Below are 22,897 nucleotides of genomic sequence, written 5' to 3'. Positions count from 1 at the left end.
GATCACCGTACCCGCGCCCCCGCCGATCGCCCCTCAGCCCCACCGCCGCCGCCCGGGGTGGACGGCAACACACCCCGCGACCGGATACCCTTTGACCTGACACGCGACCTACCCACAACAGCACACGCGGCCGAGGAGTCACCCGGATGAGCACCACCCAGAGCGAGAGGCTGCGAGAACTGCTGGAACCGCTGGTCGGCTCCCAGGGACTGGACCTCGAAGAGATCGCGGTGGACTCCGTCGGACGCAAGCGTGTACTCCGTGTGGTCGTCGACTCCGACGACGGCGCCGACCTCGACCAGATCGCCGATGTGAGCCGCGCGCTCTCGGCGAAGCTCGACGAGAGCGACGCGATGGGCGACGACGAGTACACCCTCGAAGTCGGCACCCCGGGCGCCGAGCGCGCCCTCACCGAGCACCGCCACTACGCCCGCGCCGTGGACCGCCTGGTGAAGTTCCAACTGACCGACGGCGCCGAGCTGGTGGCCAGGATTCTGACCGTGGACGAGGACGGACTCGACCTGGAGGTGCCCGGCGTGAAGGGCCGCAAGCCCACCGCCAGGCGCGTCGCCTTCCCGGACATCGACAAGGCGCGCGTGCAGGTCGAGTTCAACCGCAAGGACAAGAACGAGAAGGAAGAGGAGGCGTAGCCGTGGACATCGACATGAGCGCCCTGCGGGGCTTGGTTCGGGAGAAGGAGATCTCCTTCCCCTTGCTGGTCGAGGCGATCGAGTCCGCTCTCCTCATCGCCTACCACCGCACCGAGGGAAGCCGCCGCCACGCGCGCGTCCAGCTCGACCGGGAATCCGGTCATGTGACCGTGTGGGCGAAGGAGGACCCGGAAGACCTGGAGGAGGGGCAGGAGGCCCGCGAGTTCGACGACACCCCGTCGGACTTCGGCCGCATCGCCGCCTCCACCGCCAAGCAGGTCATCCTGCAACGGCTGCGGGACGCCCAGGACGACGCGACCCTCGGCGAGTACGCGGGCCGTGAGGGCGACATCGTCATGGGCGTCGTCCAGCAGGGCCGCGACCCGAAGAACGTCCTGGTCGACATCGGCAAGCTGGAAGCCATCCTGCCGGTGCAGGAGCAGGTGCCCGGCGAGACGTACCCGCACGGCCTGCGGCTGCGCAGCTACGTCGTCCGGGTGGCGAAGGGCGTGCGCGGTCCGTCCGTGACCCTCTCGCGCACACATCCCAATCTGGTGAAGAAACTGTTCGCCCTTGAGGTGCCGGAGATCGCCGACGGCTCGGTCGAGATCTCCGCCATCGCCCGCGAGGCCGGCCACCGCACCAAGATCGCCGTCCGCTCCACCCGCTCCGGCCTGAACGCCAAGGGCGCCTGCATCGGCCCCATGGGCGGCCGGGTCCGCAACGTCATGGGCGAGCTGAACGGCGAGAAGATCGACATCGTCGACTGGTCGGACGACCCGGCGGAGATGGTCGCCAACGCGCTCTCCCCGGCCCGCGTCTCCAAGGTGGAGGTCGTCGACCTCGCCGCCCGGTCAGCCCGGGTCACCGTGCCGGACTACCAGCTGTCCCTGGCGATCGGCAAGGAAGGGCAGAACGCCCGCCTCGCCGCCCGCCTCACCGGCTGGCGGATCGACATCCGGCCGGACACCGAGCAGCCCGAGGAATAGATCCAAGCCGCACGTCGCTGAGATCACGACAGTTCTTGGCACGGCAACTGTTCGATCTTTGCCCCCAAGGGGTGAGGTCGCTACGGGGAGGTAGACTTAGGAGTGTCTGGCCGGACGCGAGCCCGCGCATGCCCTGAACGCACCTGTGTGGGGTGCAGGCAGCGAGCGGCCAAGCAGGATCTGCTGCGCATCGTGGAGATCGAGGGTGAATGCGTCCCCGATCATCGCGGTACGCTGCCCGGCCGAGGTGCTTACGTGCACCTCGCCCTGGTCTGTCTCGACCAGGCGGTACGCCGCCGGGCGTTCCCGCGGGCACTGCGCGCACCGGGAACGCTCGACATAAAGGCGTTGCGCCGATACGTGGAGCAGGCAACCGTTGCCGAGGAGGCAACACCGTAAGACGTGTCGCACGGAATACCCCCGTGCGGCTTGGTACCTCGCGAGTCGAAAGCAGGTCGAGATTGCGATGAGCACTCGATGAGTACGCGATGAGTACGCCCATGAACTAGCGACGGTCCGGACGCAACCCGGACCTCAGAGGAGCGAAGTGGCTAAGGTCCGGGTCTACGAACTCGCCAAGGAGTTCGGCGTGGAGAGCAAGGCCGTCATGGCCAAGCTCCAGGAACTCGGTGAATTCGTCCGTTCGGCGTCTTCGACGATCGAAGCGCCCGTAGTACGCAAGCTGACCGACGCCTTCCAGGGCGGTGGCAACGGCAAGTCCGCCGCGAAGCCCGCCCCCCGCAAGGCGACCCCAGCCCCCAGGCCCGCCGCGCCCCAGGCGCAGGCGGCGCGTCCGGCTGCCCCGAAGCCGCCGGCCGCACCCAAGCCCGCCGAGGCGCAGCAGCCGTCGGCCCCGGCGGCGTCCGCGCCTGCTCCGGGTCCGCGGCCCACCCCGGGCCCCAAGCCCGCGCCGCGTCCGGCCCCGACCGCGCCCACCACGCCGGAGTTCACCGCTCCGCCGTCGGCGCCGGCCCCGCAGTCCCCGGCCCCCCAGCAGGGTCAGCGTTCCGGTGAGGGCCCGCGCTCCGGCGCGCGTCCCGGCCCCGGCGCCCCCAAGCCCGGTGGCCGTCCCGCGCCGTCCGGTCAGGGCCAGGGTCAGTCCCGTCCCGGTGGTCAGGGCGCGCCGCGCTCCGGCGGCCAGGGTGCCCCGCGTCCCGGTGGCGCCCGTCCGGCCGGACCCCGTCCGGGCAACAACCCCTTCACGTCCAGCGGCTCCACGGGCATGGCCCGTCCGCAGTCGCCGCGTCCGCAGGGCGGTCAGCGTCCGGGCGGCCCCGGTGCCCCCGGCGCCGGTCCTCGTCCGCAGGCCCCCGGTGGCCAGGGCGGCGGTCCCCGTCCGCAGTCTCCCGGTGGCGCTCGTCCGAGCCCGTCCGGGATGCCCCGCCCGCAGGGTGGTCCGCGTCCCGGTGGCGGCCCCGGCGGCCCCCGTCCCAACCCGGGCATGATGCCGCAGCGTCCCGCTGCGGGTCCCCGTCCCGGCGGTGGCCCCGGTGGCGGTCGCGGTCCCGGCGCGGGTGCGCGTCCCGGTGGCGGCGGTGCCCGTCCCGGTGGCGGCGGCGGCTTCGCCGGTCGTCCCGGTGGCGGCGGTAACGCCCGTCCGGGTGGCGGCGGCGGTTTCGCCGGTCGTCCCGGTGGCGGCGCTCCCGGTGGGGGCGGCGGCTTCGGTGGCGGCGGTGGCCGTCCAGGCTTCGGCGGTCGTCCCGGCGGCCCCGGTGGTCGCGGTGGCACGCAGGGTGCCTTCGGCCGTCCCGGCGGTCCGGCCCGTCGTGGCCGCAAGTCGAAGCGGCAGAGGCGCCAGGAGTACGAGGCCATGCAGGCCCCGTCGGTCGGCGGCGTGATGCTGCCTCGCGGCAACGGCGAAGCCATTCGTCTGTCGCGCGGTGCCTCGCTCACCGACTTCGCCGAGAAGATCAACGCCAACCCGGCGTCGCTCGTCGCGGTCATGATGAACCTCGGCGAGATGGTCACGGCCACGCAGTCCGTCTCCGACGAGACGCTCCACCTGCTCGCCGGCGAGATGAACTACACGGTTCAGATCGTCAGCCCGGAGGAGGAGGACCGCGAGCTGCTGGAGTCCTTCGACATCGAGTTCGGCGAGGACGAGGGCGACGAGGACGACCTCGTGGTCCGTCCGCCGGTCGTCACCGTCATGGGTCACGTCGACCACGGCAAGACCCGACTCCTCGACGCCATCCGCAAGACGAACGTCATCGCGGGCGAGGCCGGCGGCATCACCCAGCACATCGGTGCCTACCAGGTCGCGACCGAGGTCAACGCCGAAGAGCGCAAGATCACGTTCATCGACACCCCGGGTCACGAGGCGTTCACCGCCATGCGTGCCCGTGGTGCCCGGTCGACGGACATCGCGATCCTCGTCGTCGCCGCCAACGACGGCGTCATGCCGCAGACGGTCGAGGCGCTCAACCACGCCAAGGCCGCCGACGTCCCGATCGTCGTCGCGGTCAACAAGATCGACGTCGAGGGCGCCGACCCGACCAAGGTGCGCGGTCAGCTCACCGAATACGGTCTGGTGGCCGAGGAGTACGGCGGCGACACCATGTTCGTCGACATCTCCGCCAAGCAGGGTCTGCACATCGACTCCCTGCTGGAGGCCGTGGTCCTCACCGCGGACGCCTCGCTCGACCTGCGGGCCAACCCGCACCAGGACGCGCAGGGCATCTCGATCGAGTCCCGGCTCGACCGTGGCCGAGGCGCCGTCTCGACGGTCCTCGTCCAGCGCGGCACGCTGCGGGTCGGCGACACGATGGTCGTGGGCGACGCCTACGGCCGGGTGCGCGCCATGCTCGACGACAACGGCAACAACGTCGCCGAAGCCGGCCCGTCGACGCCGGTCCAGGTCCTGGGCCTGACCAACGTCCCGGGTGCGGGCGACAACTTCCTGGTCGTCGACGAGGACCGTACGGCCCGTCAGATCGCCGAGAAGCGTGCCGCCCGTGAGCGCAACGCCGCGTTCGCCAAGCGCACGCGCCGTGTCTCCCTTGAGGACCTGGACAAGGTGCTCAAGGCCGGCGAGGTCCAGCAGCTGAACCTGATCATCAAGGGTGACGCGTCTGGTTCCGTCGAGGCGCTCGAATCGTCCCTGCTCCAGCTCGACGTCGGCGAAGAGGTCGACATCCGGGTCCTGCACCGCGGCGTCGGTGCGGTCACGGAGTCGGACATCGACCTGGCGATGGGCTCGGACGCCATCGTGATCGGCTTCAACGTCCGTGCGGCCGGTCGTGCCGCGCAGATGGCCGAGCGCGAAGGCGTGGACGTCCGGTACTACTCGGTCATCTACCAGGCGATCGAGGAGATCGAGGCGGCCCTCAAGGGCATGCTCAAGCCGGAGTACGAAGAGGTCGAGCTGGGCACGGCGGAGATCCGCGAGGTCTTCAAGTCGTCGAAGCTGGGCAACATCGCCGGTGTCCTGGTCCGCTCGGGCGAGGTCAAGCGCAACACCAAGGCCCGACTCGTCCGCGACGGCAAGGTCATCGCGGAGAGCCTCAACATCGAGGGCCTGCGTCGCTTCAAGGACGACGTCACCGAGATCCGCGAAGGCTACGAGGGCGGTATCAACCTCGGCAACTTCAACGACATCAAGGTCGACGACGTCATCGCGACGTACGAGATGCGCGAGAAGCCGCGCGTCTGACCTGCACAGCACGCGATCGGGGCCGATCGGCGGGGCACTTCCCTCACGGGAAATCCCGTCGATCGGCCCCGGCCGTTGCGTGTACCGTTCGGCGTATCGGTGCCCGAGCGGCGGTGCCCGTACCCCGAACCGGCGGGACATCCGGAGACACAGATGTACGTGGGGACCCTGTCCTTCGACCTGCTCCTCGGCGACGTCCACTCGCTGAAGGAGAAACGCTCCCTCGTCCGCCCGATCGTGGCCGAGCTGCACCGCAAGTACGCGGTGAGCGCGGCCGAGACGGGCCATCAGGACCTCCACCGCAGGGCCGAGATCGGACTCGCGGTGGTGTCCGGGGACACCGAGCACCTCACCGACGTACTCGACCGCTGCGAGCGCCTGGTCGCCGCGCGGCCCGAGGTGGAGCTGCTGTCGGTTCGACGCAGGCTCCACAGCGACGAAGACTGAAGCAACAAGCAAGAGAAGTTACTAAGGAGACGGACCAGTGGCCGACAACGCGCGCGCCAAGAGGCTGGCGGACCTCATCCGAGAGGTGGTGGCGCAGAAGCTACAGCGCGGGATCAAGGACCCGCGGCTCGGCTCGCACATCACCATCACGGACACCCGAGTCACCGGCGACCTGCGGGAGGCGACCGTCTTCTACACCGTGTACGGGGGCGAGGAGGAGCGGCAGGAGGCCGCCGCCGGACTGGAGAGCGCCAAGGGCATCCTGCGCTCCGAGGTCGGCCGGGCGGCCGGCGTGAAGTTCACGCCGACCCTCACCTTCGTCGCGGACGCCCTGCCGGAGAACGCGAAGACCATCCAGGACCTCCTGGACCGGGCCCGCGCCGCCGACGAAGCGGTCCGTGAGGCCTCGGCCGGTGCCCGGTACGCCGGTGACGCCGACCCGTACCGCAAGCCCGAGGACGACGAAGCCGACGAGGCCGACGAGACGGACGGCGACGCCGCCAAATGACCGAGAAGCACACCACGCCCGACGGCCTTGTCATCGTCGACAAGCCGTCGGGCTTCACTTCGCACGACGTCGTCGCGAAGATGCGCGGCATCGCCAGGACCCGGCGGGTCGGGCACGCCGGCACCCTCGACCCGATGGCGACCGGCGTGCTGGTCCTCGGCGTCGAGAAGGCGACCAAGCTCCTCGGGCATCTCGCGCTCACCGAGAAGGAGTACCTGGGCACCATCCGGCTCGGCCAGGACACCCTCACCGACGACGCCGAGGGCGAGCTGACCTCGTCCACCGACGCCTCCGGCATCACCCGGGACGCCATCGACGCGGGCATCGCCCAGCTCACCGGCGCCCTCATGCAGGTCCCCTCGAAGGTCAGCGCCATCAAGATCAACGGCGTGCGGTCCTACAAGCGGGCCCGCGAGGGCGAGGAGTTCGAGATCCCGGCGCGTCCGGTCACCGTCTCCTCGTTCACCGTCTACGACGTCCGTGAGGCCGTCGCCGAGAACGGCACCCCCGTCCTCGACCTCGTCGTCTCCGTCGTCTGCTCCTCCGGCACCTACATCCGCGCCCTCGCCCGTGACCTGGGCGCCGGGCTCGGCGTCGGCGGCCACCTCACCGCGCTGCGCCGCACCCGGGTCGGCCCCTACAAGATCGACACCGCGCGCACCCTGGACCAGCTCCAGCAGGAGCTGACGGTGATGCCCGTCGCCGACGCCGCCGGTGCCGCGTTCCCCCGCTGGGACGTCGACACCCGCCGCGCCCGCCTCCTCCTCAACGGCGTCCGCCTCGACATGCCGGAGACCTACGCGGGCACGGGCGCGGTGGCGGTCTTCGACCCCCAGGGCACGTTCCTTGCGCTGGTGGAGGAACAGCGGGGCAAGGCGAAGAGCCTGGCTGTCTTCGCCTGAGATCTGGGGGCTGAGGGCTGGGGACTGAGGGCTGCGTTCTTGGGGGAGTTGAGGGGTGGCTGTGGGGGCGGTCCGCCGGGCCACCCTTCGGTCACGCGTCCGGCAACCCCCAACAGGCGCTGCGGCAACGCCCCTTGAGCGGCGCGGCCCGTTGGCGGCAGGCGCCTCCACCGCACGGGCGCGACAAGCCCTCACCGGCGCGCACGCGACGCCACCGCCTCGCCCACGCGCACCGGACGCCGTAGCGCGCACCGGCGCGCACCCCACCGCGCTGCCCGCGCCCCCCGGCGCACCCCCCACCCCCTCCTCCCGCACGTGCGTCCGGTCACACCCCCATGCCGGTGCGAGCGAGGGGCGCCCGGCATGGCACCCTTAGAGCTGCGTAAGAGGTCGGGACAGACACGGACACGGGTTCGAGGAGCGGTCACAGTGCAGCGCTGGCGTGGCTTGGAGGACATCCCCGAGGACTGGGGACGCAGCGTCGTCACCATCGGGTCCTACGACGGGGTCCACCGGGGTCACCAGCTGATCATCCGGCACACCGTCGACCGCGCCCGTGAACTGGGCGTGCCCTCCGTCGTCGTCACCTTCGACCCGCACCCCAGCGAGGTCGTCCGCCCCGGCAGCCACCCGCCGCTGCTCGCCCCGCACCACCGGCGTGCCGAACTCATGGCCGAGCTGGGCGTGGACGCGGTGCTGATCCTGCCGTTCACGACGGAGTTCTCGAAGCTGTCGCCCGCCGACTTCGTCGTCAAGGTGCTCGTCGACAAGCTGCACGCCAAGGCGGTCGTCGAGGGCCCGAACTTCCGCTTCGGCCACAAGGCCGCGGGGAACGTCGAGTTCCTCGCCGCCCAGGGCAAGGTGTACGACTTTGAAGCCGAGATCGTCGACCTGTCCCTGACCGGCGAGGCGGGCGGCGGACAGCCGTTCTCCTCCACCCTCACCCGGCGTCTGGTCGCCGAGGGCGATGTCACCGGCGCCGCCGAGATCCTGGGCCGGCCCCACCGCGTCGAGGGCGTCGTCGTGCGCGGCGCCCAGCGCGGCCGCGAACTCGGCTTCCCCACCGCCAACGTCGAGACCCTCCCGCACACCGCGATCCCCGCCGACGGCGTCTACGCCGGCTGGCTGCACGCGCAGGGCGAGGTGATGCCGGCGGCGATCTCGGTCGGCACCAACCCGCAGTTCGACGGCACCGAGCGCACCGTGGAGGCGTACGCCATCGACCGCGTCGGCCTCGACCTGTACGGCCTGCACGTCTGCGTCGACTTCCTGGCGTATGTGCGCGGGCAGGCGAAGTTCGACTCGCTGGACGCGCTCCTCGACCAGATGGCCGTGGACGTCAAGCGCTGCCGGGACCTGGTCGCGACCGCCGCCGCCGAGTAGCCCGACGACCGCACGGGCCAACGGCCTTGACGTGAAAGGGCGGCCGGTCCCCTCCGTGGGGAACCGGCCGCCCTTCGCCGTGCCGCTACTGCTGCGGGGGAGGCGGCGGCGCCTGTCCCGGCTGCGGGTAGCCGTAACCGTCGGCCTGCGGGTACCCGTACCCCGGGTGCTGCGGGTAGGGCGGCTGACCCGGCTGCGGATACGGCTGCCCCGGCGCCTGCGGCTGCTGCGGGAACTGCTGGCCCGGGTACGGCTGGCTGGGCTGGCTGGGCTGGCCGGGGTACGGCTGACCCGGCGCCGGCTGCCCGGGCTGGCCCTGGCCGTGGCCCGGCATCGGCGGCGCGGCCACCGGCGGCGGGTTGCCGTCGCTGGTCCACAGGCCGTGCGACTGCTGGTGCCGCACGAAGTCCTCGGCGATCAGGGCCGCGAGGTTGAAGTACGACTCCCGCACCTTCGGCCGCATCATGTCGAGGTCGACCTCGGCACCGGCGGCGAGATGCTCGTCGAACGGCACGACCACCACACCGCGGCAGCGCGTCTCGAAGTGGCTGACGATGTCCTCCACCTTGATCATCTTGCCGGTCTCACGGACCCCGGAGATGACCGTCAGCGAACGGGACACCAGATCGGCGTACCCGTGCGCGGACAGCCAGTCCAACGTCGTGCTGGCGCTGCTCGCCCCGTCCACGGACGGCGTCGAGATGATGATGAGCTGGTCGGCGAGGTCGAGCACCCCACGCATCGCGCTGTACAGCAGCCCGGTGCCGGAGTCGGTGAGGATGATCGGGTACTGCTTGCCCAGCACGTCGATCGCGCGCCGGTAGTCCTCGTCGTTGAACGTCGTGGACACGGCCGGGTCGACGTCGTTGGCGATGATCTCCAGACCCGACGGCGCCTGTGAGGTGAACCGCCGGATGTCCATGTAGGAGTTGAGGTACGGGATCGCCTGGACGAGGTCGCGGATGGTCGCCCCGGTCTCGCGCCGCACCCGTCGGCCGAGGGTGCCCGCGTCGGGGTTGGCGTCGATCGCGAGGATCTTGTCCTGCCGCTCGGTGGCCAGCGTGGAACCCAGCGCGGTGGTCGTCGTGGTCTTGCCGACGCCGCCCTTGAGGCTGATCACCGCGATCCGGTAGCAGGACAGCACCGGCGTCCGGATCAGCTCCAACTTCCGCTGCCGCTCGGCCTCTTCCTTCTTGCCGCCGAGCTTGAACCGCGACGCCGCTGCCGACGGCCGACCGCTCTTCGCCTTCTGCCGCTTGTTGTTGAGCAGCCGGTCAGAGGAGAGTTCGACGGCGGCGGTGTAACCGAGCGGCGCGGCACCGGGGTTGGTCATCTGCCGCTGGTCGTGCTGCATCGCCTGCGGCCACGCGGCCCCGGTCCGCGGGTCCACGGGAGGCTGCGGGACCTGCGGCGCCTGCGGGGCTTGGGGTGCCGGCGGTGCCGGGGTGAAGTCCCCGTCGGGCGTGGGCGGCTGGGGCTGCTGCGGGAAGCCGTAACTACCGGGCTGGGCCTGCGGGTTGGGCGCGGCCGGGTGCGGGAACCCGTAACCGGCCTGCGCGTTGGGCACCGGACCCGGCCCCTGCTGCGGATACCCGTAACCGGCCTGCGGATCAGGCCCGGGCGGCTGCTGCGGGAACCCGTAACCACCCGGCTGGGCCTGCGGGTTGGGCACAGGCGCCGGGGACTGCTGGGCGGGCCCGGGACCGGGCGGCTGCTGCGGGAAGCCGTAACCGCCGGGCTGGGCTTGGGGGTTGGGGGCGGCGGCTGCCGGGGGCTGCTGCGGGAAGCCGTAACCGCTGGGCTGCGCTGGGGGGTTGGGGGCGGGCGCCGGAGGTTGCTGCGGGAACCCGTTGGGGGCCGGAGCGCCGGTCTGGGGCGGCGCGTTCCAGGCGGCGGGCGCCGGTTGCGGGGCCTGTGGCTGGAACTGCGGTTGCTGCGGCTGGGGTTGGGGCGGCACAGGCTGCTGGGGCTGTGCGGGCGCCTGCGGGGCGGGCTGCTGCGGCTGCGCGGGCCACTGGGCGGCGGGCGCGGGAGCGGCGGCCTGGTACGACGGCGGGAGCGGCGGCACGTTCTGCGGCACGGGCGGGGGAGTCCACGCGGGCGGGGCCTCCGGCGCGGCCTCGGCCGACGGGGCCTCGGCGGGCGGCTCGTCGGCCGGGGGCGCGGCGGCCTCCGGCTCGCTCGGCCCCGCCTCGTCGCCCTGCGCAACGGCGGCCTCGGCATCGTCGTCCGCATCCGCGGCGTCCGCTGCGTCCGCCGCGCCCTCGGACTCGCCGCCGGCCGTGAGGGCCGGCTCGGCCTCCGCGACGGCGTCGCCCTTCTCCTCGTCGTCGGTCGCAGCCTCGGGGGCGTCCACGGGGACCTCGGGGACCTCGGCGGCGTCCGGCGCGTCGGCGGAGGCGTCGGACGCGTCACCGGCGGCACCCTCCGGAGCGACCTCACCGGCGTCCTCGGCGTCAACCCCGGACACGGGAGCCACGGACGGGGCACCGGCGTCGGCGTCATCGACGGGCGTCTCGTCGACGTCGTTTCCGGCGGGGGCGTCGGCGGGGGCGTCGGCTTCCTCCTCGGCCGCCTTGGCAGCCGCCTCCGCCTCGGCCCGCAGGGCGAACTCCCGCTTCAGGTCGGCCCGGGAGAAGCGCATGGTCGCGCCGCTCTCCACGTCACCCTTCCAGGGATCGTCGGCGGGGGCCGAGGGCGCGGGGGCCACCGGAGGAGCGACAGGAGCGGCAGGAGCGGGAGGCGCGACCGGCGCGACGGGCGGCGCGGATGCCGTCGAGGCACCCTCGCCCTCGGCAGGAGCCGAGGCCCCCGGCCCGCCCGGGAACGGGAACCCGGTGACAGGGATGTTCGGCACGGCCGTCGGCGACGAGGCATCCACGGCCGGAGCGGGCGTCGGCTCGGCAGGCCGGGGTGCCTGCGGCGCGAACCCGCCCTCCGTCGGCAGGTTCGGCACCGCACCCGGCCCCCCGACGGGCGGCGTGTACGGCGCCGTGGGCCCGGGGGCAGGCGGCGTGAACGGCGTCCCCGGCGCGGGAGCGGGCGGCGGAGGCGTGAACGGCGCACCGGGCGCCGGCGCGGGCGGCGTGAACGGCGCACCGGGCCCCGCCGGCGGAGGAGCCTGCGGCGCCTGGGCCTGCTGGGCCTGCTGGGCCTGCTGAGGCGACTGGGGTGCCTGCGGAGCCTGCGCCTCCTGGGGAGGCCGAGGCCGGGAGTGCGCCGGCGGCGTCAACCCCGGCAGCGACAACGGCAGATCACCGGGGGACGAACCGGCACCGGGCCGGAAGGTCTGCCCGAACCCCTGCCCGGGCACGGACCCCGGCCCGGAACCCTGCCCTGGCCCCGGTGACGGGCCCGGCCCCTGCGCTTGTCCCTGGCCCTGACCCGGTGTCGGGCCCGGTCCCTGGCTCTGACTCTGCCCTTGACTCGGAGCCTGGCCCTGGCCTTGACTCTGCCCCTGTTCGGACCCCGCCCCGGACGCGTTCTGCGTGTACCAAGCCGGCGGGGCGTAGTCGATGGTGAACTCGCCCGTCGTCTCGATGGCGGACTCCGCGTCGGGCTGGTCGTCGCCGGGTGTGGCCCAGCCCCCGCGGTTCCCGTCCCGATCGCTGCTCACAGTTCCTCCTGAAGTGGTCGAGCACCCTCATGCCGTGCCGGGGCGACCGTTCGTTCGTCGTCCAAGGTCCTTCGAGGTCGTCCGATCCACCGGCTCTCCCCCTGGAACACCGCCGCCTGGTCCACGGGTTGTGGCGACGCGCCCTCTCCCAGCCTAATCACCACAAGCCCCACCCCGGCAGGCCCGTCCGCCCGTGAGCCTGAATAGACGGTGAAACCGGAACCAACGCGGCCGTGCCCGAAGCCCCGCACCCCACCCGCGTGTTGACGGCGACGGGCCCCACCTCAGCACAGAGGGGCGGCACGCGCGCGTGCCGCCCCTTTTCGCCGCCGTTACGGAACGGGTTACTCCGCCGCCGCGCCGTCAGCCACCGTCGGCTCCAGATCGAACTCGCCGTCCCGCGCGCCCAGCACGAACGCCCGCCACTCGGCCTCCGTGTACCGCAGAACGGTGTCCGGGTCGAGCGAGGACCGCATGGCCACGGCACCCTCGGGGAGGCGCGCGATCTCCACCCGCTCCTCGTGCTCCTCCGTGCCGGGCGCGCTCTCCCACGTCACACCGGAGATGTCCAGGGCGTAGAGCTCGTCCCGCTCCCGTTCCTTGCGCGCCTTGATCTGCTCTTCCGTCTCCGCCATGCCGCAGCGACCCCTTCCCTGAGTGATGGACGGCGTACGTACCGTCGCGCCCTCACCCTAGTGGCCCAACCCCCGCCACCTGGGTGGTTCCGAAAGCCCGGTGAGAGTGCCCGGACGCTGCTGGTACCCTGGACGACGGCCGTCTCTGTACGGACCTCCGCCTTCCGAGTCATGGAAGCTCCCCCGAGAATCAGACCGGGGGCACTCGGTGGGCAGACCCAGATCACGAGGAGTACGCGTGTCGCTCGACGCCGCCGTCAAGAAGCAGATCATCTCCGAGTTCGGCACCAAGGACGGTGACACCGGCTCCCCCGAGGTCCAGGTCGCGCTGCTGTCCCGTCGGATCACCGACCTGACGGAGCACCTCAAGGCCCACAAGCACGACCACCACTCGCGTCGTGGCCTGCTGATCCTCGTCGGTCAGCGCCGCCGCCTGCTCCAGTACCTGGCGAAGAAGGACATCCAGCGCTTCCGTGCGCTGGTCGACCGCCTGGGCATCCGTCGCGGTGCGGCGGGCGCCAAGTAAGACGCCGTGAGGGGAGCGGTCCCGGGAAGACTCGGGGGCCGCTCCCTTTGCCGTATGTGCGGAAACGTGCGGACTGTCAGTGGCGCTTTGTAGTGTGGTAGCGCACCACGTTCCGCACGTGGCAGTAACAGCATGAAGTACAGAGCACGAGCAGCATGAAGTACGAGGGAGAGGCGCACCTCGCCGCCGCCGGTCCTCGGTAGTGGCCCTCGGGAGACGACAACCCCCGGGAGCTTCGATCGAAGACCGGTCCGCACCAGAAGGCGCGCTTCTCCGCGACCGTCCCCCGCCACACGGGCGAGGAGGGACGAAAGACGACAAGTAACGGAGAAACTCATAGTGGAGAACGAGACCCACTACGCCGAGGCCGTCATCGACAACGGCACGTTCGGCACCCGCACCATCCGCTTCGAGACGGGCCGCCTGGCCAAGCAGGCCGCCGGCTCCGCCGTCGCGTACCTGGACGACGACACCATGGTGCTGTCGGCCACCACGGCCTCCAAGAACCCCAAGGACCAGCTCGACTTCTTCCCCCTCACGGTGGACGTCGAGGAGCGGATGTACGCCGCCGGCAAGATCCCCGGCAGCTTCTTCCGCCGTGAGGGCCGCCCCTCCGAGGACGCGATCCTCACCTGCCGCCTGATCGACCGCCCGCTGCGCCCGTCCTTCAAGAAGGGCCTGCGCAACGAGATCCAGGTCGTCGCCACGATCATGGCGCTCAACCCCGACCACCTGTACGACGTCGTGGCGATCAACGCCGCCTCCGCGTCCACGCAGCTGGCCGGCCTGCCCTTCTCCGGCCCGATCGGCGGCGTCCGCGTCGCGCTGATCCGCGGCCAGTGGGTGGCGTTCCCGACCCACACCGAGCTTGAGGACGCCGTCTTCGACATGGTCGTCGCGGGCCGCGTCCTGGAGGACGGCGACGTCGCGATCATGATGGTCGAGGCCGAGGCCACCGAGAAGACCATCCAGCTCGTCGCGGGCGGCGCCGAGGCGCCCACCGAGGAGGTCGTCGCCTCCGGTCTGGACGCCGCGAAGCCCTTCATCAAGGTGCTCTGCAAGGCCCAGGCCGACCTCGCCGCCAAGGCCGCCAAGCCGACCGGCGAGTTCCCGGTCTTCCTCGACTACCAGGACGACATCCTGGAGGCGCTCTCCGCCGCCGTCCGCCCGGAGCTGTCCGCCGCGCTGACCATCGCCGGCAAGCAGGACCGCGAGGCCGAGCTGGACCGCGTCAAGGGTCTGGCCGCCGAGAAGCTGCTCCCGAAGTTCGAGGGCCGCGAGAAGGAGATCTCCGCCGCGTACCGCTCGCTCACCAAGCAGCTGGTCCGCGAGCGCGTGATCAAGGAGAAGAAGCGCATCGACGGCCGCGGTGTCACCGACATCCGCACCCTGGCCGCCGAGGTCGAGGCCATCCCGCGCGTGCACGGTTCCGCGCTGTTCGAGCGTGGCGAGACCCAGATCCTGGGCGTCACCACCCTCAACATGCTCCGCATGGAGCAGCAGCTGGACACCCTCTCCCCGGTGACCCGCAAGCGCTACATGCACAACTACAACTTCCCGCCGTACTCCGTCGGCGAGACCGGCCGCGTCGGTTCCCCCAAGCGCCGCGAGATCGGCCACGGCGCCCTCGCCGAGCGCGCCATCGTGCCGGTGCTGCCGGCCCGCGAGGACTTCCCGTACGCGATCCGTCAGGTCTCCGAGGCCCTCGGCTCCAACGGCTCGACGTCCATGGGCTCGGTCTGCGCCTCCACCATGTCGCTGCTGAACGCCGGTGTGCCGCTGAAGGCCCCCGTCGCCGGTATCGCCATGGGCCTGATCTCCCAGGAGATCAACGGCGAGACGCACTACGTCGCCCTCACCGACATCCTCGGTGCGGAGGACGCCTTCGGCGACATGGACTTCAAGGTCGCCGGCACCAAGGAGTTCGTCACCGCCCTCCAGCTCGACACCAAGCTGGACGGCATCCCCGCCTCCGTCCTGGCCGCCGCCCTCAAGCAGGCCCGTGACGCCCGCCTCCACATCCTCGACGTGATGATGGAAGCGATCGACACGCCGGACGAGATGTCCCCGAACGCCCCGCGGATCATCACCGTCAAGATCCCCGTGGACAAGATCGGCGAGGTCATCGGCCCCAAGGGCAAGATGATCAACCAGATCCAGGAGGACACCGGCGCCGACATCACGATCGAGGACGACGGCACCATCTACATCGGTGCCGCCGACGGGCCCTCCGCCGAGGCCGCCCGCACCACGATCAACGGCATCGCCAACCCGACCATGCCGGAGGTCGGCGAGCGTTACCTGGGCACGGTCGTCAAGACGACCACGTTCGGCGCGTTCGTCTCGCTGCTCCCGGGCAAGGACGGCCTGCTGCACATCTCGCAGATCCGCAAGCTCGCCGGCGGCAAGCGCGTGGAGAACGTCGAGGACGTGCTCGGCGTGGGCTCCAAGGTCCAGGTCGAGATCGCCGAGATCGACTCCCGCGGCAAGCTCTCCCTGATCCCGGTCATCGAGGGCGAAGAGAACGATGAGAAGAAGGACGACACCGACAAGTGACGTCGAGTAGCTCCACGACGACGGCCCGCACCTCCTCGGAGGGGCGGGCCGTCGCCCGTACCCAAACCCTGGTCAAGGGCGCCAACGGCATCGGCACCGTCCGCAAGACCACCCTCCCCGGCGGCCTGCGCATCGTCACCGAGACCCTCCCCTCGGTCCGCTCCGCGACCTTCGGCATCTGGGCACACGTCGGCTCCCGCGACGAGACGCCGTCCCTGAACGGCGCCACGCACTACCTCGAACACCTCCTCTTCAAGGGCACCGACAAGCGCAGCGCCCTCGACATCTCCTCCGCGATCGACGCGGTCGGCGGCGAGATGAACGCCTTCACGGCGAAGGAGTACACGTGCTACTACGCGCGCGTGCTCGACACCGACCTCCCCCTCGCCATCGACGTCGTCTGCGACATGCTGACCGGCTCCCTCATCCTCGAAGAGGACGTGAACGTCGAGCGCGGCGCGATCCTCGAAGAGATCGCCATGACCGAGGACGACCCGGGCGACTGCGTGCACGACCTGTTCGCGCGGACCATGTTCGGTGACACCCCGCTCGGCCGCCCGGTCCTCGGCACCGTCGACACCGTCAACGCCCTCACCGCCGACCGCATCCGGCGCTTCTACAAGAAGCACTACGACCCCACCCACCTGGTGGTCGCCGCGGCCGGCAACATCGACCACGACACGGTCGTCCGGCAGGTCAGGACCGCCTTCGAGAAGGCCGGCGCGTTCCGCACCCCGCAGGCCGACCCCATCGCGCCCCGCGAGGGCAGCCGCACGATCCGCACCGCGGGCCGCGTCGAACTGCTCGACCGCAAGACCGAACAGGCGCACGTCGTGCTCGGCATGCCGGGCCTGGCCCGCACCGACGACCGCCGCTGGGCCCTCGGCGTGCTCAACACCGCCCTCGGTGGCGGCATGTCCTCCCGGCTCTTCCAGGAGGTCCGGGAGAAGCGCGGCCTCGCCTACAGCGTCTACTCGTACACCTCGGGCTTCGCCGACTGCGGCCTCTTCGGCGTCTACGCCGGCTGCCGCCCGAGCCAGGTGCCCGACGTCCTGAAGATCTGCCGGGACCAACTGGACCAGGTCGCCGCCGAGGGCCTGTCCGACGACGAGATCGACCGCGCCGTCGGCCAGTTGCGCGGCTCCACCGTCCTCGGCCTGGAGGACACCGGCGCGCTGATGAACCGTATCGGCAAGAGCGAACTGTGCTGGGGCGAGCAGCTGTCCGTCGACGACCTGCTGACCCGCATCGCGTCGGTCACCCCCGACGACGTCCGCGCCGTCGCCCGGGACGTCCTGGGACAGCGCCCGTCGCTGTCGGTCATCGGCCCGCTCAAGGACAAACAGGCGTCCCGGCTGCGTGAAACGGTCGCGTGACGCCGTTCCGGGTCAGCCACCCGACCCTGGTTCCACCCCGTCTCCGGTGAGGAAAAGAAGAAGATGAGCAAGCTGCGTGTGGCGATCCTCGGTGCCAAGGGCCGGATCGGCTCGGAGGCCGTCCGGGCCGTCGAGGCCGCCGAGGACCTGGAACTGGTCGCCGCCCTCGGCCGGGGCGACGACCTGGCGACGCTGACGGCGTCCGGCGCCCAGGTCGCCGTCGAACTGACCACCCCCGCCTCGGTGATGGACAACCTCGACTTCTGCGTCCGCAACGGCATCCACGCGGTCGTCGGTACCACCGGCTGGACCGAGGAACGCCTCGCGCAGCTCAGGGCCTGGCTCGCCGAGTCCCCGGAGACCGGCGTGCTCATCGCGCCGAACTTCTCCATCGGCGCCGTCCTCACCATGAAGTTCGCGCAGCTCGCCGCGCCCTATTTCGAGTCCGTCGAGGTCATCGAACTGCACCACCCGAACAAGGTGGACGCCCCCAGCGGCACCGCCACCCGCACCGCCCAGCTCATCGCCGAGGCCCGCGCCCGGGCCGGCTCGGCCGCCGCGCCGGACGCCACCACGACGGCCCTGGACGGTGCCCGGGGCGCGGACGTCGACGGGGTCCCCGTGCACTCCGTGCGGCTGCGCGGTCTGCTGGCCCACCAGGAAGTGCTGCTCGGCGCCGAGGGCGAGACGCTCACCGTGCGGCACGACTCCCTGCACCACAGCAGCTTCATGCCGGGCATCCTGCTCGGCGCGCGCCGCGTGGTGACCACTCCGGGCCTGACCTTCGGGCTTGAGCACTTCCTCGATCTGAGCTGAGACACCCCTCCATGCGCGCCAAGATCACCTACGCCCTCACCGCCGCCGCCCTGGTCGTCTACTTCGTCCTCGTCGGCACCCGAGGCGTCATGCTCATCCAGTCCGGCACGCTCATCACCGTCACCTTCGGGGTGGCGGTCCTGATCCTGCCGGTCATCGGGGTGTGGTTCCTGTGGCAGAACACCCAGTTCGTCCGCCGGGCCAACGCCCTCGCCGCCCAGCTCGACGCCGAGGGCGGCCTGCCCGTCGACGAACTGCGGCGCACGGCGGGCGGCCGGATCGACCGGGACTCCGCCGACGAGGTGTTCGCCCGCCGCAAGGCCGAGACGGAGGCCGCTCCCGACGACTGGCGCAGCTGGTTCCGCCTCGCCGTCGCCTACCACGACGCCCGCGACACACCCCGGGCCCGCAAGGCGATGCAACGGGCGATCATCCTGCACCGCTCCCACGCCGCCTCCGAACCGTCCGCGCGCTGAACCCATCGGCGACGGGACACCCGTACGGCACAGCACGAGGGCCCGGTCACGCCATCCCTGGCGGACCGGGCCCTCGTCGTCGGCGCCGCCGTCAGCCGTGCCGGTTCTCCGCGGCCCAGGCCTCGACGGTGTCCGCCGCCCGCTCGAACGCGGGGGACCGGCCGAGGAAGTCGGCGTTGTGCGTGGTCATCAGGGGCGCGGAGTCCTGCGCGCCGCTCTCCCTGCCGACGAGCGTCAGGGCCTGGCCCTGCACCGTCCGGGGCAACCCGAGCCAGCGCACCGGCTGCTGCACCGTCCGTACCGCGCCGATCCGGTCCCAGGGCGTCGTGCGCGTCGCGAGGAACCCCACACGGCGCAGCCCGCGCGGGCTCACCCACACCCCGACCCGCAGCATCCGCAGGGCGACCACGATGACGACCAGCGCGATACCGAAGCAGAGCCCGGTCTCCGTCAGCGAGGTGGTGAACGCGATGACGACCCCCGCGAACAGCACGAACGAGGCGAGCAGCAGCAGAAGCGCCGACAGACCGACCCGCCAGGGGCCGGGCCGGTAGGGGCGCCGCCAGCGGTCACGGTCGTCGAAGGGCAGCGCGACATCGTCGGCTGTCTCGAAGGCGCGGTCGGCCGTCAGGAAGGGCAGGGGCACGGCTGGTCCTCACTGAATCCATGCATGGGCTGTGCCCGGTGAGGCTATCCGCCTGTGTTCCCCCTCACCACCCTCGGGGGGCCGGATGGGGTCAGGGCCCGGCCGGAGCCGGCTCAGTGTCCTTCGGACGCCTGCGACTGCTGGGTCTGCGTGGTCGGCGTGTCCTGCGAGAGGGCGGGCATCCCCAGGATCACGGAGCCCACGAGCCCCGCGACGATCGTGAGCCCGAGCAGCCAGTGCCCGGCTATCTGACCGGCTGACGCCCGCTCACGGGGCGGGGGAGCGACATTGCTGCGGAACTGGTCGGCTTCGGCGAGGAAGGCGAAGGGTACGGGCTCGCGCCGACGGAACATCGGTGGGCTTCTCCTCTCGGGGTCGGGCGACGGGGGATCGAAAGAGCGGCCGTCACCAGGACAGACGAGCGGGAGACCCAAAAGGTGCCCGGATTACCGTAATTCGTGGAAGTTTCCGGGTTGCCGCCGTTCGCCCCCCTGTACCCCGGCCCACCACGACGGGCTGTCGCAGGGCACAGATGTACGCATCAGCCGCGTGAAGTGTCCGTATTGCGGCATTTGGAGAAGTTCATCTAGCCTGATCAAACGGACCCGGTACTGCCTGAACCCCCGAGCAGGCAGTACCGGGCTCCGCCTTTGTCATGACTTTCCCGGCCCCCCACGGGCAGACCCTGTAGTGAGCAGCGAGTAGCGTGTTCCCCATGGCTCCGACCTCCACTCCGCAGACCCCCTTCGGGCGGGTCCTCACCGCCATGGTCACGCCCTTCACGGCGGACGGCGCACTCGACCTCGACGGCGCACAGCGGCTCGCCGCCCACCTGGTGGACGCAGGCAACGACGGCCTGGTCATCAGCGGCACCACCGGCGAGTCCCCCACCACCAGCGACGCGGAGAAAGTGGAGCTCGTCCGAGCCGTACTGGAGGCGGTCGGCGACCGCGCCCACGTCGTCGCCGGCGTCGGCACCAACAGCACGCACCACAGCATCGAGCTGGCCCACGCCGCCGCGAAGGCGGGCGCCCACGGCCTCCTCGTCGTCACCCCTTACTACAACAAGCCCCCGCAAGAGGGCCTGTACCGGCACTTCACGGCCGTCGCCGACGCCACCGAACTGCCGGTCATGCTCTACGACATCCCCGGCCGCAGCGGCGTCCCCATCAACACGGAGACCCTCGTCCGGCTGTCCGAGCACCCCAGGATCGTCGCCAACAAGGACGCCAAGGGCGACCTCGGCCGGGCCAGCTGGGTCATCGCCCGCTCCGACCTCGCCTGGTACTCCGGCGACGACATGCTGAACCTGCCGCTCCTGTCGGTCGGCGCGGTCGGCTTCGTCTCGGTCGTCGGCCATCTCGTCACCCCGGACCTGCGCGCCCTCGTCGACGCCTTCACCACCGACGGCGTCCAGAAGGCCACCGAGATCCACCAGAAGCTGCTCCCGGTCTACACCGGCATGTTCCGCACCCAGGGCGTCATGACCGTCAAGGCCGCACTCGCCCTCCAGGGACTGCCGGCGGGACCGCTGCGCGCCCCCATGGTCGAATGCTCGCCCGAGGAGATCGCCCAGCTCAAGATCGATCTTGCCGCGGGCGGGGTACAGCTCTGACAACGGACTTCACAACTGAATAAGCAGGCCAACCAGTGCCTGCGCCCGACCAAACCACAACTGCTCATGCACGAACGTCACGCGCGCCACGTGCCACCGGCACGTGGCGTGTGTGGTGAGGAGAGTCTTTTGAGTCATCCGCATCCTGAACTCGGTTCACCCCCGCCGCTTCCCAAGGGCGGCCTGCGGGTCACCCCGCTGGGCGGCCTCGGCGAGATCGGCCGCAACATGACGGTCTTCGAATACGGAGGCCGCCTGCTGATCGTCGACTGCGGAGTGCTCTTCCCCGAGGAGGAGCAGCCCGGAATCGACCTGATCCTGCCGGACTTCACGTCCATCCGGGACCGCCTCGACGACATCGACGGCATCGTCCTGACCCATGGCCACGAGGACCACATCGGCGGCGTCCCCTTCCTCCTGCGGGAGAAGCCGGACATCCCGCTGATCGGCTCCAAGCTGACCCTCGCGCTCATCGAGGCGAAGCTCCAGGAACACCGCATCCGCCCCTACACCCTTGAGGTGTCCGAGGGGAACCGCGAGCGGGTCGGCCCGTTCGACTGCGAGTTCATCGCCGTCAACCACTCGATCCCGGACGCCCTCGCGGTCGCCATCCGCACCCCGGCCGGCATGGTCGTCCACACCGGCGACTTCAAGATGGACCAGCTGCCGCTGGACAACCGCCTCACGGACCTGCACGCGTTCGCACGGCTGAGCGAGGAGGGCATCGACCTGCTCCTCTCCGACTCGACGAACGCCGAGGTCCCGGGCTTCGTCCCGCCCGAGCGCGACATCTCCAACGTCCTGCGCCAGGTCTTCGGCAGCGCCCGCAAGCGGATCATCGTGGCGAGCTTCGCCAGCCATGTGCACCGCATCCAGCAGATCCTGGACGCGGCGCACGAGTACGGCCGCCGGGTCGCCTTCGTCGGCCGCTCGATGGTCCGCAACATGGGCATCGCCCGCGACCTCGGCTACCTGAAGGTCCCGCCGGGCCTGGTGGTCGACGTCAAGACCCTCGACGACCTGCCCGACCACGAGGTCGTCCTGGTCTGCACGGGCTCGCAGGGCGAACCGATGGCCGCGCTCTCCCGCATGGCCAACCGGGACCACCAGATCCGTATCGTCGACGGCGACACGGTGATCCTGGCGTCGTCGCTCATCCCCGGCAACGAGAACGCGGTCTACCGCGTCATCAACGGCCTGACCCGCTGGGGCGCCCACGTCGTCCACAAGGGCAACGCCAAGGTGCACGTCTCGGGCCACGCCTCCGCCGGCGAGCTGCTGTACTTCTACAACATCTGCCGGCCGAAGAACCTGATGCCGGTGCACGGCGAATGGCGCCACCTACGGGCCAACGCCGAACTGGGCGCCCTCACCGGCGTCCCGCACGACCGCATCGTCATCGCCGAGGACGGCGTCGTCGTCGACCTGATCGAGGGCAAGGCGAAGATCTCCGGCAAGGTCCAGGCGGGATACGTCTACGTCGACGGCCTCTCGGTCGGGGATGTCCGCGAGCCGGCCCTGAAGGACCGCAAGATCCTCGGTGACGAGGGCATCATCTCGGTCTTCGTCGTCGTCGACTCGTCGACCGGCAAGATCACCGGGGGCCCGCACATCCAGGCCCGCGGCTCCGGCATCGAGGACTCGGCGTTCAGCGCCGTGATGCCGAGGATCGCCGACGTACTGGAACGCTCGGCCCAGGACGGCGTGGTGGAGCCGCACCAGCTCCAGCAGCTGATCCGCCGGACGCTCGGCAAGTGGGTCTCCGACACCTATCGCCGCAGGCCGATGATCCTGCCCGTGGTGGTCGAGGTCTGACCTCGACCGGCCACCGGCCGGCGTCAACTGGGAGCGGGGGTCCTCGATTTGCATCGAGGACCCCCGCTCCAGTACGTTTACGGCTCCGCCAGAGGGGAACCCGGAAGCTCCAAGCATCCGGAACCAGTTCCCGATCGGGCCGGAAAATCCGACTCAGAACTTCTGATAAAGTCGGAACCGCCGGAAAGGGAAAGCGCGAAAGCGAAGAACCTGGAAAGCACCGAGGAAATCGGATCGGAAAGATCTGATAGAGTCGGAAACGCAAGACCGAAGGGAAGCAGCCCGGAGG

Annotated in this window: 19 protein-coding genes; 15 read left to right on the top strand and 4 right to left on the bottom strand. The window is 71.0% G+C overall.

Annotated features, from left to right (window positions below):
* The first annotated feature begins 146 nt into the window (after positions 1–146).
* The 8 genes from rimP (at position 147) to ACIQOU_RS13520 (ending at position 8,531) form a co-directional block, all read left to right on the top strand.
* Entirely contained in the window at positions 147–650 is a 504-nt protein-coding gene (gene rimP, locus ACIQOU_RS13555) for a ribosome maturation factor RimP (protein ID WP_401536779.1), read from the top strand.
* A gap of 2 nt (positions 651–652) precedes the next feature.
* Positions 653–1,639: a transcription termination factor NusA gene (gene nusA / locus ACIQOU_RS13550; RefSeq protein ID WP_401536777.1), complete on the top strand. Its 987-nt coding sequence runs from the start codon at positions 653–655 to the stop codon at positions 1,637–1,639.
* 102 nt (positions 1,640–1,741) lie between these two features.
* Positions 1,742–2,038 (top strand): YlxR family protein, encoded by a 297-nt coding sequence (locus ACIQOU_RS13545; protein WP_401536776.1) that lies wholly within the window; start codon positions 1,742–1,744, stop codon positions 2,036–2,038.
* A 148-nt stretch (positions 2,039–2,186) separates the two neighbouring features.
* Entirely contained in the window at positions 2,187–5,291 is a 3,105-nt protein-coding gene (gene infB, locus ACIQOU_RS13540) for a translation initiation factor IF-2 (RefSeq protein WP_401536775.1), read from the top strand.
* Between the two features lie 153 nt (positions 5,292–5,444).
* The gene (locus ACIQOU_RS13535) at positions 5,445–5,738 is read left to right on the top strand and encodes a DUF503 domain-containing protein (protein ID WP_093825422.1); all 294 of its coding nucleotides are present in this window, start codon (positions 5,445–5,447) and stop codon (positions 5,736–5,738) included.
* Positions 5,739–5,775: 37 nt separating this feature from the next.
* Positions 5,776–6,246, top strand: a complete 471-nt coding sequence (gene rbfA / locus ACIQOU_RS13530) for a 30S ribosome-binding factor RbfA (protein WP_401536774.1) — start codon at positions 5,776–5,778, stop codon at positions 6,244–6,246.
* Positions 6,243–7,148: a tRNA pseudouridine(55) synthase TruB gene (gene truB / locus ACIQOU_RS13525; RefSeq protein ID WP_401536773.1), complete on the top strand. Its 906-nt coding sequence runs from the start codon at positions 6,243–6,245 to the stop codon at positions 7,146–7,148. The genes rbfA and truB overlap by 4 nt, the downstream gene beginning before the upstream one ends.
* A gap of 429 nt (positions 7,149–7,577) precedes the next feature.
* Entirely contained in the window at positions 7,578–8,531 is a 954-nt protein-coding gene (locus ACIQOU_RS13520) for a bifunctional riboflavin kinase/FAD synthetase (RefSeq protein WP_401536772.1), read from the top strand.
* 85 nt (positions 8,532–8,616) lie between these two features.
* Here ACIQOU_RS13520 and ACIQOU_RS13515 read toward each other — a convergent pair whose 3' ends face one another.
* Positions 8,617–12,147 carry an SCO5717 family growth-regulating ATPase gene (locus ACIQOU_RS13515; RefSeq protein ID WP_401536770.1) on the bottom strand — a complete coding sequence of 1,177 codons (3,531 nt, stop codon included), beginning with the start codon at positions 12,145–12,147 and terminating at the stop codon, positions 8,617–8,619.
* 344 nt (positions 12,148–12,491) lie between these two features.
* Complete coding sequence (locus tag ACIQOU_RS13510; RefSeq protein ID WP_401536769.1) at positions 12,492–12,782, bottom strand: DUF397 domain-containing protein; 291 nt, start codon at positions 12,780–12,782, stop codon at positions 12,492–12,494.
* 238 nt (positions 12,783–13,020) lie between these two features.
* On the opposite strand from ACIQOU_RS13510, the gene rpsO reads away from it, so the two are divergent.
* The 5 genes from rpsO to ACIQOU_RS13485 all read left to right on the top strand — a co-directional run bounded on the left by rpsO (position 13,021) and on the right by ACIQOU_RS13485 (position 18,532).
* The gene (gene rpsO, locus ACIQOU_RS13505) at positions 13,021–13,308 is read left to right on the top strand and encodes a 30S ribosomal protein S15 (protein ID WP_401536768.1); all 288 of its coding nucleotides are present in this window, start codon (positions 13,021–13,023) and stop codon (positions 13,306–13,308) included.
* Positions 13,309–13,647: 339 nt separating this feature from the next.
* Positions 13,648–15,864: a polyribonucleotide nucleotidyltransferase gene (locus tag ACIQOU_RS13500; RefSeq protein WP_401536767.1), complete on the top strand. Its 2,217-nt coding sequence runs from the start codon at positions 13,648–13,650 to the stop codon at positions 15,862–15,864.
* Positions 15,861–17,240 (top strand): M16 family metallopeptidase, encoded by a 1,380-nt coding sequence (locus tag ACIQOU_RS13495; protein WP_401536766.1) that lies wholly within the window; start codon positions 15,861–15,863, stop codon positions 17,238–17,240. Before ACIQOU_RS13500 ends, ACIQOU_RS13495 begins: the two co-directional genes overlap by 4 nt.
* A gap of 63 nt (positions 17,241–17,303) precedes the next feature.
* Entirely contained in the window at positions 17,304–18,056 is a 753-nt protein-coding gene (gene dapB, locus ACIQOU_RS13490; RefSeq protein ID WP_401536765.1) for a 4-hydroxy-tetrahydrodipicolinate reductase, read from the top strand.
* Positions 18,057–18,067: 11 nt separating this feature from the next.
* Positions 18,068–18,532, top strand: coding sequence for a hypothetical protein (locus ACIQOU_RS13485; protein WP_401536764.1), 465 nt, complete (start codon positions 18,068–18,070; stop codon positions 18,530–18,532).
* A gap of 91 nt (positions 18,533–18,623) precedes the next feature.
* Here ACIQOU_RS13485 and ACIQOU_RS13480 read toward each other — a convergent pair whose 3' ends face one another.
* Together ACIQOU_RS13480 and ACIQOU_RS13475 are read right to left on the bottom strand one after the other, a co-directional pair.
* Positions 18,624–19,178, bottom strand: coding sequence for a hypothetical protein (locus tag ACIQOU_RS13480; protein WP_401536763.1), 555 nt, complete (start codon positions 19,176–19,178; stop codon positions 18,624–18,626).
* A gap of 113 nt (positions 19,179–19,291) precedes the next feature.
* On the bottom strand, positions 19,292–19,531 hold the full coding sequence (locus ACIQOU_RS13475) for a hypothetical protein (protein WP_401536761.1): 240 nt from the start codon (positions 19,529–19,531) through the stop codon (positions 19,292–19,294).
* A 362-nt stretch (positions 19,532–19,893) separates the two neighbouring features.
* On the opposite strand from ACIQOU_RS13475, the gene dapA reads away from it, so the two are divergent.
* Positions 19,894–20,793, top strand: a complete 900-nt coding sequence (gene dapA, locus ACIQOU_RS13470; RefSeq protein WP_401536760.1) for a 4-hydroxy-tetrahydrodipicolinate synthase — start codon at positions 19,894–19,896, stop codon at positions 20,791–20,793.
* 129 nt (positions 20,794–20,922) lie between these two features.
* Positions 20,923–22,608 (top strand): ribonuclease J, encoded by a 1,686-nt coding sequence (locus tag ACIQOU_RS13465; RefSeq protein WP_401536759.1) that lies wholly within the window; start codon positions 20,923–20,925, stop codon positions 22,606–22,608.
* The last annotated feature ends 289 nt before the right edge of the window (positions 22,609–22,897 follow it).

Source organism: Streptomyces sp. NPDC091279, from assembly GCF_044757465.1.
Classification (GTDB): Bacteria; Actinomycetota; Actinomycetes; order Streptomycetales; family Streptomycetaceae; genus Streptomyces.
This window is presented reverse-complemented; position numbering and strand designations above follow the sequence as displayed.